13 protein-coding genes and 1 tRNA gene are annotated in these 13,213 nt (G+C 67.4%); 11 read left to right on the top strand and 3 right to left on the bottom strand.

All coding sequences use genetic code 11. From position 1 onward, the window contains the following. Nucleotides 1–148: 148 nt before the first annotated feature. Together ACOGI8_RS13135 and ACOGI8_RS13130 are read left to right on the top strand one after the other, a co-directional pair. Nucleotides 149–1,261, top strand: a complete 1,113-nt coding sequence (locus ACOGI8_RS13135; RefSeq protein WP_419854243.1) for an LLM class flavin-dependent oxidoreductase — start codon at nucleotides 149–151, stop codon at nucleotides 1,259–1,261. A 7-nt stretch (nucleotides 1,262–1,268) separates the two neighbouring features. Further along, nucleotides 1,269–2,021 carry a glutamine amidotransferase-related protein gene (locus tag ACOGI8_RS13130; RefSeq protein WP_419854242.1) on the top strand — a complete coding sequence of 251 codons (753 nt, stop codon included), beginning with the start codon at nucleotides 1,269–1,271 and terminating at the stop codon, nucleotides 2,019–2,021. 19 nt (nucleotides 2,022–2,040) lie between these two features. On the opposite strand, the gene leuD is transcribed toward ACOGI8_RS13130, so the two are convergent. Then, complete coding sequence (gene leuD / locus ACOGI8_RS13125; protein WP_419854241.1) at nucleotides 2,041–2,631, bottom strand: 3-isopropylmalate dehydratase small subunit; 591 nt, start codon at nucleotides 2,629–2,631, stop codon at nucleotides 2,041–2,043. Between the two features lie 94 nt (nucleotides 2,632–2,725). After that, on the bottom strand, nucleotides 2,726–4,147 hold the full coding sequence (leuC, locus tag ACOGI8_RS13120; protein ID WP_419854240.1) for a 3-isopropylmalate dehydratase large subunit: 1,422 nt from the start codon (nucleotides 4,145–4,147) through the stop codon (nucleotides 2,726–2,728). A gap of 542 nt (nucleotides 4,148–4,689) precedes the next feature. On the opposite strand from leuC, the gene ACOGI8_RS13115 reads away from it, so the two are divergent. After that, entirely contained in the window at nucleotides 4,690–5,463 is a 774-nt protein-coding gene (locus ACOGI8_RS13115; RefSeq protein ID WP_419854239.1) for a hypothetical protein, read from the top strand. A 57-nt stretch (nucleotides 5,464–5,520) separates the two neighbouring features. On the opposite strand, the gene ACOGI8_RS13110 is transcribed toward ACOGI8_RS13115, so the two are convergent. Beyond that, nucleotides 5,521–6,000 (bottom strand): GreA/GreB family elongation factor, encoded by a 480-nt coding sequence (locus ACOGI8_RS13110; RefSeq protein ID WP_419854238.1) that lies wholly within the window; start codon nucleotides 5,998–6,000, stop codon nucleotides 5,521–5,523. Nucleotides 6,001–6,066: 66 nt separating this feature from the next. Here ACOGI8_RS13110 and ACOGI8_RS13105 point away from each other — a divergent pair, with 66 nt between their 5' ends. From ACOGI8_RS13105 to ACOGI8_RS13070, 8 genes are all read left to right on the top strand, one after another. After that, entirely contained in the window at nucleotides 6,067–7,065 is a 999-nt protein-coding gene (locus tag ACOGI8_RS13105; RefSeq protein ID WP_419854237.1) for a 3-isopropylmalate dehydrogenase, read from the top strand. Nucleotides 7,066–7,072: 7 nt separating this feature from the next. Next, on the top strand, nucleotides 7,073–8,740 hold the full coding sequence (gene cimA, locus ACOGI8_RS13100; RefSeq protein ID WP_419854236.1) for a citramalate synthase: 1,668 nt from the start codon (nucleotides 7,073–7,075) through the stop codon (nucleotides 8,738–8,740). 116 nt (nucleotides 8,741–8,856) lie between these two features. Further along, on the top strand, nucleotides 8,857–9,378 hold the full coding sequence (locus ACOGI8_RS13095) for a hypothetical protein (protein WP_419854235.1): 522 nt from the start codon (nucleotides 8,857–8,859) through the stop codon (nucleotides 9,376–9,378). Nucleotides 9,379–9,385: 7 nt separating this feature from the next. Next, the gene (locus ACOGI8_RS13090; protein ID WP_419854234.1) at nucleotides 9,386–10,072 is read left to right on the top strand and encodes a hypothetical protein; all 687 of its coding nucleotides are present in this window, start codon (nucleotides 9,386–9,388) and stop codon (nucleotides 10,070–10,072) included. Next, nucleotides 10,066–11,382 (top strand): glutamate--tRNA ligase, encoded by a 1,317-nt coding sequence (locus ACOGI8_RS13085; protein WP_419854233.1) that lies wholly within the window; start codon nucleotides 10,066–10,068, stop codon nucleotides 11,380–11,382. The genes ACOGI8_RS13090 and ACOGI8_RS13085 overlap by 7 nt, the downstream gene beginning before the upstream one ends. Nucleotides 11,383–11,425: 43 nt before the next feature. Beyond that, nucleotides 11,426–11,500 (top strand) — tRNA-Gln (locus tag ACOGI8_RS13080). Nucleotides 11,501–11,728: 228 nt separating this feature from the next. Then, nucleotides 11,729–12,490: an ABC transporter ATP-binding protein gene (locus ACOGI8_RS13075; protein WP_323672600.1), complete on the top strand. Its 762-nt coding sequence runs from the start codon at nucleotides 11,729–11,731 to the stop codon at nucleotides 12,488–12,490. Further along, nucleotides 12,487–13,200 carry an ABC transporter ATP-binding protein gene (locus ACOGI8_RS13070; protein ID WP_419854232.1) on the top strand — a complete coding sequence of 238 codons (714 nt, stop codon included), beginning with the start codon at nucleotides 12,487–12,489 and terminating at the stop codon, nucleotides 13,198–13,200. The genes ACOGI8_RS13075 and ACOGI8_RS13070 overlap by 4 nt, the downstream gene beginning before the upstream one ends. Nucleotides 13,201–13,213: the final 13 nt, after the last annotated feature.

Here is a 13,213-nt window from a genome sequence, read left to right as displayed (position 1 = left end):
CACCCACCGGTCACACGACGACGGGTGCAAATGTTGGCTAGGCCCTGCGTGAGCCTGCGCTACCGTAACCGACGATGTCGTTGCCATTGACGACGACGCACGCAATTCTCGATGTGCGGCACGGTGGCGTCAGCAGGGTGGTTGGCCGATGAAGGTCCACTGGTTCTTGCCAACGGGAGGCGACTCTCGCGACGTGCTGCCCGACGAGCCGGGCGCGCACTGGCGGGCGCCGTCCATGGACTATCTGGCCCAGATCGCGACTGCCTGCGATCAGCTCGGCTATGAGGGGATGCTCACGCCGTGCGGCACGATGTGCGAGGACGCGTGGCTCTCCACGATTGCGCTGGCGCCGCTGACCAAGCGCGTCAAGTTCCTCGTTGCCTTCCGGCCGGGCTTCCTGTCACCCACGCTGGCTGCGCAGATGGCCTCGACGTACCAGCGGCTGTCGGGCGGGCGGCTCCTCATCAACATCGTCACCGGTGCTGAGCCGCGCGAGCTGAACCGCTTCGGCGACTGGCTCGACAAAGACACTCGCTATGCCCGGACCGGCGAATTCCTGCGCATCGTGCGGGAGGCGTGGTCGGGTGAGCCGTTCGATTTCGAGGGCGACTTCTACAAGGTCGCCGCCGCCACCACCCGGGAGGCGCCCGATCCGCTCCCGGCGATCTACTTCGGCGGGGCGTCACCAGCGGCCGAGCAGATCGCAGCGCAGCACGTCGACGTTTACCTGGCGTGGGGCGAGCCTCCCGACATGGTGACCGAGCGGCTGGACCGGATGCGTGCGCGGGCCGCTGAGCACGATCGCACGCTGCGCTATGGCATCCGTTTCCACGTCATCACCCGGCCCGAGGCAGCCGACGCCTGGGCCGTGGCCGATGACATGCTGGCGCACATGAGCCCCGAGGCCATCGCCGCTGCCCAGGCCGACTTCGCCACGACGATGTCGGAAGGCCAGCGCCGCATGGCCCAGCTGCACGCCGAGGGTACGGGGCGGCTGGAGATCCACCCCAATGTGTGGTCGGGCATCGGACTCGTCCGCGGCGGTGCCGGAACGGCGCTGGTCGGCAGCTACGGCGAGGTGGCGGACCGAATCGCCGAATACCACGCGCTGGGCTTCGACGAGTTCATTCTGTCGGGCTACCCGCACCTCGAAGAGGCGTACTGGTTCGGCGAGGGCGTCATGCCGATCCTGCGTGAACGCGGTCTGCTCGAACCGCTTGCGCACGGCGCCGACAGCGCCCTGGTCTCGTCGTTCCGCTGAGATGCAGGTGCCAGAGAGCCCTCGAGGAGGAACCGGCGCGTCTGGCGAGCACCGTCCGCTGCGCCTGGGCCTGCTGCGCTGCGACGATCCAGTCCCCGAGCTGAGATCGATCTGCGGCACCTATTCGGACATGTTCGCCGACGTGATCGCGCGGGTCGACCCCAGCGTGCAGATGGACACGTTCAGCCTCCCCGATGACGAATGGCCTGACGACCTCGATGCCTACGACGGCTGGATGACCACGGGAACCCGCGCCTCGGTCTACGACGATGCGCCGTGGATCAGCCGGTTCGCCGACTTCGTGCGGCAGCTGCACGCCGAGGGTCGCAAGATGTTCGGAGTCTGCTTCGGGCACCAGATGATCGCCCACGCGCTGGGCGGCACGGTGCAGCGGGCCTCGCACGGCTGGACGGTGGGCGCCAACGTCTGGAAGATCCACGAGCGTCGCCCGTGGATGGACCCATCCACGGATGAGATCCGGCTCATCCACAGCCACCAGGACCAAGTGCTGACGCTGCCCCCGGGTGGGGTGGTGCTGGCGGGTGCCGATCGGTGCCCGATCGCGATGCTGGCGGTGGGGGAGCACCTTGTCGGGCTGCAAGGCCACCCGGAGTTCCAGCCCGAGTTCGTGGGCCCGCTGTATGAGAGCCGCACTGAGCTGCTGGGCGCCGATGCCGTCGCCGAAGCCCAAGCCAGCCTGGCAGCACCGTGCAACCAGGAGCTCGTCGCCGGCTGGATGCTGCGCTTTTTCGCGGGTTGAGCGGATCCGGCAACCCGAGCTAGGTCGTGGGCAGCCACCCAGGCCGGACCTGCTCGTAGCTGTCGATCTCCGATGCGCTGCGCAGCGTGATGCCGATGTCGTCGAGACCCTCGAGGAAGCGCTCTTGCGTTGCGTCGTCCATCGGGAACGGTTCTTCGATGCCCGCAGCGGGTGCGCTGAGCAGGCGCCGCTCTACGTCGACTGTCACCATCAGGTCGGGGTCGGCAGCCACGGCGGCCCGCAGGCGGGCGGCAGCCTCCTCGGACACCTGCACCGGCACCAGCCCGTTCTTGGTGGAGTTGTTGCGGAAGATGTCCCCGAAGCGGGGCGAGACCACCGCCACGAAGCCGTAGTCCATCAGTGCCCACACGGCGTGCTCGCGTGACGATCCCGTGCCGAAGTTCGACCCTGCCACGAGCACCGTGGCGCCCGCAAAGCGTTCGTCATTCAGCACGAAATCGCGCTCGTCGCGCCACTCGCTGAACAGCCCCTTGCCGAAGCCGGTGCGCTCGACGCGCTTCAGCCAGTCGCTGGGGATGATCTGGTCGGTGTCTACGTCGGAGCGATCGAGGGGCACCGCCCGCCCCTCATGGACTCGCACTGGTTCCATCGACTTCTTCCTCCTGGATCAGCTTTTTTTCGCTCTTGTTCGCTGCGCTCACGGGCCGCTCGGGCCACGGCTTTGCCTACCGGCTCAGCCTCCGTCAGCCCAGATCGTCGGGCGTGACAAAGCGACCTGCGATTGCTGTCGCCGCGGCCACTTCCGGCGAGCACAGGTGCGTGCGACCGCCGCGGCCCTGCCGGCCCTCGAAGTTGCGATTCGATGTGGACGCCGAGCGTTCGCCGGGCGAGAGCTTGTCGGGGTTCATCGCCAGGCACATCGAGCAGCCGGGCTCGCGCCAGTCGAACCCGGCCTCGACGAAGACCGCATCCAACCCCTCCGCCTCGGCCTGTGCTTTGACGGCGAATGAGCCGGGCACGACCAGGGTGCGGACGCCGTCGGCCACCGTGCGACCGCGGGCCACCGTCGCAGCAGCCCGCAGATCCTCGATCCGCGAGTTCGTGCAGCTGCCGATGAACACCGTGTCGACCTGCACGTCAGACAACCGGGTGCCCGCTGTGAGCCCCATGTAGTCCAACGCCCGCTGGGCGGTCGTCGCCTCTACCGGGTCGTCGAAGTCACCCGGGCCCGGCACGGCGCCGTCGATGGGAATGACGTGTGCAGGGTTGGTGCCCCACGTGACATGCGGCCGCAGCGAGGTGCCGTCGATGGTCACCGAGCGGTCGAAGGCCGCGCCTTCGTCGGTGACGAGCGAGCGCCAGTCGGCCACCGCGGCCTCCCAGTCGGCCCCGGCCGGGGTGTGTGGGCGACCTGCCAGGTACTCGAAGGTAGTTTCGTCGGGCGCCACCATGCCCGCCTTGGCGCCCGCCTCGATGGACATGTTGCAGACGGTCATCCGCCCCTCCATCGACAGCGCCTCGATGGCCGAGCCGCGGTACTCGATGATGTGGCCGATGCCGCCGCCGGTGCCGATGCGTCCGATGATCGCCAGCACGATGTCTTTGGCGGTCACGCCCGCTGGCGTATCGCCGTCGACGCGGACTTCCATGGTGGACGGCCGTGCCTGCGGCAGCGTCTGGCTCGCCAGCACGTGCTCCACCTCGGAGGTGCCGATGCCGAAGGCCAGCGCGCCGAAGGCACCATGGGTCGAGGTGTGGCTATCGCCGCAGACCACGGTCATGCCGGGCAGCGTGAGGCCCTGCTCGGGGCCGATGACGTGCACGATGCCCTGGCCTGGATCGCCCATCGGGTACAGCGTGATGTCGAACTCGTCGCAGTTCGCCCGCAGCACCTCCACCTGCTTGGCCGAGATCGGGTCGGCAATGGGCAGGTGCAGATCGGCGGTGGGGACGTTGTGGTCCTCGGTCGCCACGGTCAGGTCGGGGCGGCGCACGGTGCGCCCCGACATGCGCAGGCCGTCGAAGGCCTGCGGAGAGGTGACCTCATGGATGAGGTGCAGGTCGATATAGAGGAGATCGGGCTGCCCGCCGCCAGTGCGAACGACGTGGCGGTCCCAGACCTTCTCGCTGAGGGTGCGCGCACCCGTCGCGGCGGCGTTTGTCACGATGTCAGTCTGCGTCTTTGGCGCCGCGGGTTCCAACCTGCTGCCCGCGTGGCCGGCAGATGCCGTCGCGATCCGCTGTGTCAGAGTCGTGGTGTCGACCTACCGTCGGTTCGAGAGCCGCACTTGTGACCAACGATCCTCCGCCTCCGCAATCGGCCCCGCCGCCGCCCGGGAGCCCTCCGCGGTCGGAGCCGCGGCCCGCCCCGCCGCCGGCGAGCCCTCCGTGGTCAGGGCCGCGGCCCGCCCCGCCGCCGCCTGGGAGCTCTCCGTGGTCAGGGTTGCGGCCCGCCCCACCGCCGCCGGTGCGGCCGGTCGATTCCCGCCCGACAAGACGCCGACGGCTGCGGGGCATAGCCAGGATCTTCTTCAACGATGGCGGCATGGGCCCTCCCATCCGGCGAAGGCGTGGTGGGCCACGGCTGCCCCTGCCGACTGCGCCGCCGTCAAGCCAGCAGGTGCTGGAACGTGCTCGTCCGAAACGGCCGCCGCGGCCGAGACCCGTCCCCGCGCCTGCTCCCGACGGTCAGCCACGCGAGTGGGAAGTGACACCCACGACGACCGCGCGCAAGTGCGACAGCTCTGCCTGGCGCCATCTGAATCCTGTGGTGCTGGTGCGGCCCGACGGGGAGCGCTGCCATTCGCGGCGACACATAGCGCAGTGCCTGCTGATCTTCACTGCCCTCGACTTCGGCGGCGGTGTGGCCTTGGGGATCTTCGCTGAGGTGGTGCTGGCCATCGGGGATGTGGGGAGCCGGTTCACCGAGATCACCGGCGACACGTCACTGCTCGTCTGGGTGTTGCTGCTGCTGGTGTACGCGCCGCTCGGCGAGGAGGCGATGTGCAGATGGCCCATTGCGCAACGGCCGCGGACGTTCCTCCTGCTTCCCGGCATCTACATCGCCGTCGTGGGAATCACGGGCTATCCCGGTGCAGCTCAGGATCTCGGCGTCGAGATCCTCCTGGACGCCGTCGCGATAGCCGTGGGCCTCGGGCTTCACCTGCTGAGTGGGCGCGTGCAGGTGCTGACGGCGATCGATCAGCGCGTCGACCGGTGGTTGCTGCGATGGCCAGCCGTGCCGATCTGGCTCATGATCTCCTGTTTCGCCCTGGCGCATCTCGCGCGCTACGAGGTCGATTGGTCCGTGACGGCGGCACTGGTGATCCCGGCCGTGGTGCTGCCATGGCTATGGTTCGGCGCGCTGGCGAGCATCGCCCGCATCCGGTTCGGATGGTGGTCCGCGGTGATGCTCCACGCCGCAGTGAATCTGGTGGTGCTGCTCATCGACGTAGTGTTCGGACTGCTCGTGCTGCTGTGAGCTGGTGCGCCTCGCCCGCTGCAGCAGCCGCTGAACGCGTCTCGCTGTGCTGTGCGGTCAGGCTTCGACGGCGACGACTTCGATGCTGAGCTGGTTGCCGTTCGCCTCGTAGGTGACCGTCTGACCGGCTCGGGCGCCCTCGAGCGCTTGGCCCATTGGCGACCCCGGTGACACCACCTCGATGCCCATCCGGCGTTCCTCGATCGAGCCGAACAGGTACTGCTCGACTTCGTCATCGCCTTGGAAGCGGATGGACACCATGAGGCCCGGTGCCACGACGCTGTCGCCCGACCTGTCCTCCGAATCGGCGACGATCTCGCAGTTCTCCAGGATCGCCTTCAGCCGCATGATGCGGCCTTCCATCTTCCCCTGCTCTTCCTTGGCGGCGTGGTAGTCGCCGTTCTCCGAGAGATCCCCCAGCAGCCGGGCTGCCTCGATCTGGGCTGCGATATCGATGCGACCTCGCCCGGTCAGATCGATGAGCTCGGCCTGGAGTCGATCGCGGGTCTCCGTTGAGATGTGGTGGATCTCGGGCACCCCGCGAGGTTACCGAGGGCTTCTGTTGGCACACTCTCTGTGCCTTTCGAGCGAGGGGACATCACAGTGACGCATCGCATCGCAGTCGTCGGCGGAGACGGAATCGGACCCGAGGTGATCTCGGTTGCGCTTGATGTGATTGCTGCCGCCGGAGCCGGCATCTCGACCACCGAGTTTGAACTGGGCGGGCATCGCTACCTGCGCGACGGCACGGTGCTCGATGACGAGACCCTCGAAGAGCTTCGCACGTTCGACGCCATCCTGCTCGGAGCGGTGGGTACGCCCGAGGTGCCCCCGGGCGTCATCGAGCGCGGCCTGCTGCTGAAGGCTCGCTTCGAGCTGGACCTGTATGTAAACCTGCGGCCCTTCACCCTGCCTGACGGCCACAGCTTCACGGTGATCCGCGAGAACACCGAAGGCACCTATGCAGGCGAGGGCGGGTTCCTGCGCAAGGGCACGCCGCACGAGATCGCCACCCAAGGCTCGGTCAATACCCGCATGGGAGCTGAGCGCGCCATCCGGTACGGCTTCGATCTGGCTCGCGCACGGGAGCGCCGTCACCTGACGCTGGTCCACAAGACCAACGTGCTGACGTTCTCGGGCGACCTGTGGGAGCGCACGTTCAACGAGGTCGCTGCGGAGTACTCCGACGTCGAGACCGCCTACAACCACGTCGACGCAGCCTGCATCCACTTCGTCACCGATCCGCACCGCTACGAGGTGATCGTCACCGACAACCTCTTCGGCGACATCCTCACCGACCTCGGCGGGGCCGTGGCAGGCGGCATCGGGCTCGCCGCTTCAGCCAACCTCAACCCGGACCGAACTGGGCCGTCCCTGTTCGAGCCGGTGCACGGCTCGGCACCCGACATCGCTGGCAAGGGCCTGGCCAACCCCACGGCTGCGGTCCTGTCGGCAGTGCTCATGCTGGAGTTCCTGGGGGAAGCCGAGTGCGCCGAGCGTGTGCGAGCTGCATGCGAAGCCGTCATTGTCGATGACGCTGTGCCCGATGTGGGTACCGACGAGATTGCCAAGGCGATCCTGTCGGGCGTCGAGCAGGGGTGATGCAGCGATGAGCACCTCCGACCCGGCGGACGCGAGCACCGAACCGGGATCATCGGCTCCGCTTGTCCGTGAGGGTGAGCGTGACCCTGCGTGGCCTGAGCGAGTCGAGATCTTCGATACGACGCTGCGCGACGGCGTCCAGTTCGAGGGCATCTCGGTGTCGCCTGACGACAAGCTCAAGGTGGCCCGTCAGCTCGATGCGCTCGGCATCGGTTGGATCGAAGGCGGCTGGCCCGGTTCGAACCCGAAGGACGAAGAGTTCTTCACCCGGGCGGCTACCGAGTTGCAGCTCCAGCACGCCACGCTGGTGGCCTTCGGCTCGACGCGCCGGCCCCGCGGCCGCGTCGACGACGACCAGACCTTGGCAGCACTCGTTGCGGCCGGTACCTCCACGGTCTGCATCGTGGGCAAGTCGTGGGACTACCACGTCACCGAAGCGCTCCGGCAGCCGCTCAGCGAAGGCGTCGCCATGGTCGGCGACTCCGTCGAGTTCCTCAAGGGGGAGGGGTTGCGCGTCTTCTTCGACGCGGAGCATTTCTTCGACGGCTACAAGCGCAACCCGGAGTTTGCGCTGTCGGTTCTCGAAGCCGCGGCCGTCAACGGCGCCGACTGCTTAGTGCTGTGCGACACCAATGGCGGCTCGCTGCCCCATGAGGTGGAGACGATCGTGCGCAAGGTGGTCGCGCACTTCGATGGCGTCCAGATCGGTATGCACACCCAGAACGACACTGGCTGCGCCGTTGCCAATGCCGTTGCGGGTGTCGTCGCGGGCGCGACGCATGTGCAGGGAACCGTCAATGGCTACGGGGAGCGCACGGGCAACTGCGACAACACCGTGCTGGTTCCGAACCTGACGCTCAAGATGGGCATCGAGACGGTGCCACGCGAGTGCCTATCGCGCTTCACCTCGGTGGCACACCACGTAGCCGAGCTCATGAACATGCCGCCTCAGAACCAGCAGCCGTATGTGGGCGCCTCGGCATTTGCCCACAAGGCGGGCCTGCACACGAGCGCCATCGCGCGTCGCCCCGACAGCTACGAGCATGTCGATCCGGCGGCAGTCGGCAACAGCACACGCTTCCTGCTCGGCGACCTGTCGGGACGGGCGTCGGTGGAGTTGAAGGCGACCGAACTCGGCATCGAGATTGACAAGGCCGCCATGTCCGACGTTGTCGACGAGCTGAAGCGGCTCGAGCACGCCGGCTACCACTTCGAGGTGGCCGACGCCTCGCTGGAAATGCTGCTGCGCCGGGCCGCCGGACAGACCTTCGACTTCTTCAACGTCGAGTCGTTCAAGGTGCTGGTGGAGCGCGGCCGGGAGGCCGAGTTCGACACGGAGGCGACGCTGCGCATCGTCGTCGGCGGTGACCGGCGGGTAACCGTCGGCGAGGGCGATGGACCGGTGAACGCGCTCGACAACGCCTTCCGGCAAGCCGTGCGAGACGACTACCCGGAGCTCGATGCAGTTCGCTTGACCGATTACAAGGTCCGGGTGCTGGATGCTGACCGGGGCACTGAGGCAGTCACGAGGGTGCTCATCGATTCCACCGACGGCGAGACCACCTGGACCACCATTGGTGTGTCGGAGAACATCATCGAATCGTCCTGGCTGGCACTGCGCGATTCGGTCATCTACGCGCTCATGCGTCATCGCCTGGGCGACAGCCCGAGCTAGCAACGGCCTGCGCTCACGGGCCGCTCGGGCCACGGCTTCGCCCTGCGCTTTCCGCTCTAGTTCGCTGCGCTCACGGGCCGCTCTGGCCCGGGGCTCAGCCTCTAGGCTGCGCGGCAATGGCTGCGCCACGACACGTCCGGGTCGAACCGCTTTCGGCAGTGCGTTCATACTCCTCGCCCGAAGTCACGCCTCGGCGCTGGAAGGCCGCCCGTCCCGGCGATCTGGCCGGGGGTCAGCCCACAGGTGCGCTGAGGGGACACCAAGGACCCGACCAGGGGTACGCCTACGGACTGGTCCATCTCTTCGACGATCGGGTGTACCTCACCGAGAACGAGAATCGTGACGACGTCGACGCCGGCTGCGTCGCGGTAGCGCTCAAGCGTGCGTCGATCTTCGGACGTGCGCCGGTGGTGTGGGACCTTGAAGCGGGGTACCTGGCATTTGGCTTCCTCGACCAGCACCCGCCTGCGGAGCTGGTCGCGCGTCGCATGCCGCTGTTCGAGGGCGCCGCGGAGGCGCACCACTACAAGCATGTGCGCGAGCTGGTCGCCCGCGTCCCGACCGAAGTGCTCTCCCTTGCGCCGTCGGCGATCAGGCGTCGGTATGAAGCAGATCCCCTGTCACTGACGCGAGATTGAGAAACCCATGGCCCAGATAGCGAACGCCCCGACGACCGCCCAACCGCCCGGCGCGACCGCCACCATGCAGCCCGACCGCGAGCTCTTGCGGCTGCATCGCCGGGCCTGCACCGACTTCGCCGCGAGGATGCGGTTGCCCGCCTGGGAGCACATGGGCATGGGTTTGGCCCCGCCGCTGGGCGACTACACCGTGGCCGACCTGCTGGAGCGAGCCGTCAATGGCAACCTCGCGGCTGCGGCCGAGATGTGCGGGCAGCCGGCACCACCGCCGGTGCGGATCCCGACGCCCGCAGCCGGCATCGGCCTGGGCTTCGGCACCGGTGCACAGGATCGCCCCGATCCGACGCAGCCTGTCGTCGAGAGCGTCCGCACGGTGCTGTCGATGGCGGCCAGCCTGGATGCAGGCGCCGGATTCAGCCCGCGGCTGCGCGATCTCTTGTGGACGCGCGTCACCGAGCTGACAGTGCTGGGATACGACCTGCAGCAGGCCATCAGTGCCGGCGCGGGCCTCGACGAGCTCCTGGTGGATCGGATACTCGCTGCGGCCCCCGCCGTGACGGTCTGGCCGGGGCTCGAGGTGCTCCCGGTCGACCTGTCCACCCCACCGCTGCAACGGCTGCTGGCGATGGCGGGCAGGCCGGTAGGTCGCTGGGTCGATTCGAGCGACCCGAACTGCAGCACCGGTCAGTGCTGAGCGGCGCCCCTCGGCTGCGTTTCGCTCCTGCCCCCACCGGGCTGCCGCATCTCGGCACGGCGCGCACGGCGCTGTTCAACTGGCTATATGCCCGTCACTGCGGCGGGGAGATGGTGCTGCGTATCGAGGACACGAACGCGGCACTCGCCACAACCGCACACATCAATCAGATCCTGGAGACGCTCGAATGGCTCGGGCTCGACTTCGACGGCGACCCCATTTTCCAGAGTCAGCGCGGCGCTCTCTACGACGCCGCAGTCGACCGCTGGCTCGACGAGGGACGTGCCTATGTCGACGACGGGGCGGTGCGGTTCGCTGTTCCTGACGACGGCGTGACGGCATTCGACGACAGCGTGCGGGGCCGCGTCGAGTTCCCGAATGCGTCGATCGACGACTTCGTTGTCCGCCGCAGCGACGGCAGCGCGACCTTCTTCGTAGCGAACGCCGTCGACGATCTCGATCTGGGTATCACGCACGTCGTACGAGGCGAGGACCTGCTGAATACGACACCGAAGGTGGTGCTGCTGCGTGCTGCGCTCGGCGCGCCCGATATGCCGACCTTCGCCCACCTGCCGCTTATCGTCAACAAGCAGCGAAAGAAGCTGTCCAAGCGGCGCGACGACGTGTCGCTCATCAGCTATCGCGACCAGGGTGTGCTGCCCGAGGCGATGGTGAACTACCTGGCACTGCTGGGATGGGGACCTCCCGACGACATCGAGGTACGGCCGCTCAGCGAGATCGTTGACCTCTTCGATCTCGCCGACGTCAATGCGGCGCCTGCAATGTTCGACATGGACAAGCTCACGGCGATCAACGGCGAGTACCTGCGGTCGCTCGACGATGCCGGCTTTGCCGCTGCAGTCGAACCGTGGGTGCGCGCGGAACCGTGGGGCGCTGATCTCGAGACAGCGACCCTGAGCACGATCGCACCGCTTATCCGCGAGCGCACTCGCCTGCTCGGCGACGCTCCGGACCGCATCGCCTTCCTCTTCGCCGAACCCCAGATCGACCCCGACGACTGGGCCGCCGCGATGGCGGCACCGGCAAGCGACATCCTCGATCGCGCGCGCACAGCGTTCTCCGACGCGGAGTGGAGCGCCGCGACGCTGCACGCCGAGCTGCGCGCGATCGGGGAGAGCTTCGGCTTGAAACTGGGCAAGGCGCAAGCGCCGGTTCGCGTCGCCACCACGGGCCGCGCCGTCGGCCCCCCGCTGTTCGAATCGCTCGCGTTGCTCGGCCGCGACATCACGCTCGCGCGCTTGGACGCTGCGCTGGCGAAGCTCGTAAGCGCAGCAAACTCCGGGGAATAACCAAGGCCACCGAAAGAGCCGCGGCGCTAGCCTGTTCCCGCCCTCGGGGATGGTGTAATTGGCAACACAACTGGTTCTGGTCCAGTCATTGGGGGTTCGAGTCCTCCTCCCCGAACCAGGCCGTCGGTGGCATGTCCCCACGCATCAGGCGCTTGCCGCGCTCGACAAACATCCACGTCCTCGGCGTCGCCGGCACGATTTGCACCATCCGTCGATTTGTGTCCTAGCATCACCCGCTGGCCCGGCCCGCTTGAGGCTCCACGCGGAAACTCACGCTGCTGGGCCGACCTGATAACTTGCCTGCGGCCGGTCACCTGATCGGCGAGGACCGGAGGGGGTTCAGCGCGTGGCGTTGCTCGAAGTCCAAGACATCTCCGTGCAGTTCGGCGGTATCCGTGCGCTCGACGATTTGTCGTTCACTCTGGACGAGGGACAGATCCTCGGACTGATCGGCCCGAACGGTGCGGGCAAGACCACGCTGTTCAACGTGGTCAGCCGGATCTACGACCCGACGACCGGCTCGGTGACATTCGACGGGCACGATCTGCTGGCGATGCCGGCGCACCAGATCAGCCGCGTCGGCGTCTACCGCACGTTCCAGAACCTGGCCCTCTGGCGAGGCATGACTGTGATCGAGAACGTGATGGTGGGCGACCACACCAACACCAAGGCGAACTTCTTCACGGCTGCGTTCCGCCTCGGCACCCGCAGCGAGGAAAACGATCTGAGGCGGAGGGCCTGGGAGGCGCTCGAGGAACTCGGCCTCGAGGAGTACGCCTATCACCCCGCTGCCGGTCTGCCCTTCGGCACGCTGAAGCGCATCGAGCTCGCACGGGCTCTGATCTCCAACCCGCGCCTCATCATGCTGGACGAGCCGGCGTCAGGCCTGACACACCAAGAGGTCGACTCGCTCGCGCAAGATGTCAAGGACATCCGCGATCGGCACAACCTGTCGGTCCTGTTGGTCGAGCACCACATGCGCATGGTGCTCAACATCAGCGAGCACCTCGTCGTGCTCAACTTCGGCCGCAAGATCGCCGACGGTCACCCCGATGTCGTGCGCAACGACCCGGAGGTCATCGAGGCGTACCTGGGGAGTTCTTCATGACAGAAATGATGCTGAAGGCCGAGGACCTCCACGCGCGCTACGGCGCCGTCGAGGTGCTCCGCGGCCTCGATTTCGAAGTGCCCGACGGCAACGTCGTGGTGATTCTCGGCGCCAACGGCGCCGGCAAGACCACCACGCTGCGGGCGCTGTGCAACATGTGCACCACAACCGGCACGGTCACGATGGAAGGCGACGACATCTCCCGTGCCAAGACCGCCGACATCGTGCGGCGCGGCGTCGCTCACGTGCCCCAGGGCCGGGGCACCTTCCCCGAGCTCTCGGTCATGGACAATCTCAAGATCGGCGCTTACACCCGCAGGGACAACGAGGTCGGCGCCGATGTCGACCGCTGGTTCGAGATCTTTCCCCGGCTCGAGGAGCGCCGCGATCAGCTCGCCGGCTCGCTCTCGGGCGGCGAGCAGCAGATGCTCGCCGTCGCCCGGGCGCTCATGTGCCGGCCGAGGCTGCTGCTGCTCGACGAGCCGTCGCTGGGCTTGGCGCCGCTCATCATCGAAGACCTCTTCGAGCGCTTCGCCCAGCTCAACAAAGAGACCGGGCTGACGATGCTGCTCGTCGAGCAGAACGCCAACCTGGCACTGGACATGGCCGACTACGGCTACGTGATTGAGAGCGGCGAGATCGCTCTGCATGGACCAGCCGATCAGCTCAAGAACGATCCTGCAGTGCAGGAAGCGTACTTGGGCGCCTGATTCGTAGGTACGG

Source organism: Candidatus Poriferisodalis sp. (assembly GCF_965204195.1).
Classification (GTDB): domain Bacteria; phylum Actinomycetota; class Acidimicrobiia; order Acidimicrobiales; family Poriferisodalaceae; genus Poriferisodalis.
This window is presented reverse-complemented; position numbering and strand designations above follow the sequence as displayed.

What these genes read in the sequence shown, in the direction of transcription:
- ACOGI8_RS13135 (WP_419854243.1), top strand. Translation starts at nt 149, where the DNA reads ATGAAGGTCCACTGGTTCTTGCCAACGGGAGGCGACTCTCGCGACGTG.
- leuD (WP_419854241.1), bottom strand. Translation starts at nt 2,631, where the DNA reads ATGGAACCAGTGCGAGTCCATGAGGGGCGGGCGGTGCCCCTCGATCGC.
- cimA (WP_419854236.1), top strand. Translation starts at nt 7,073, where the DNA reads ATGAGCACCTCCGACCCGGCGGACGCGAGCACCGAACCGGGATCATCG.
- ACOGI8_RS13095 (WP_419854235.1), top strand. Translation starts at nt 8,857, where the DNA reads ATGGCTGCGCCACGACACGTCCGGGTCGAACCGCTTTCGGCAGTGCGT.
- ACOGI8_RS13090 (WP_419854234.1), top strand. Translation starts at nt 9,386, where the DNA reads ATGGCCCAGATAGCGAACGCCCCGACGACCGCCCAACCGCCCGGCGCG.
- ACOGI8_RS13070 (WP_419854232.1), top strand. Translation starts at nt 12,487, where the DNA reads ATGACAGAAATGATGCTGAAGGCCGAGGACCTCCACGCGCGCTACGGC.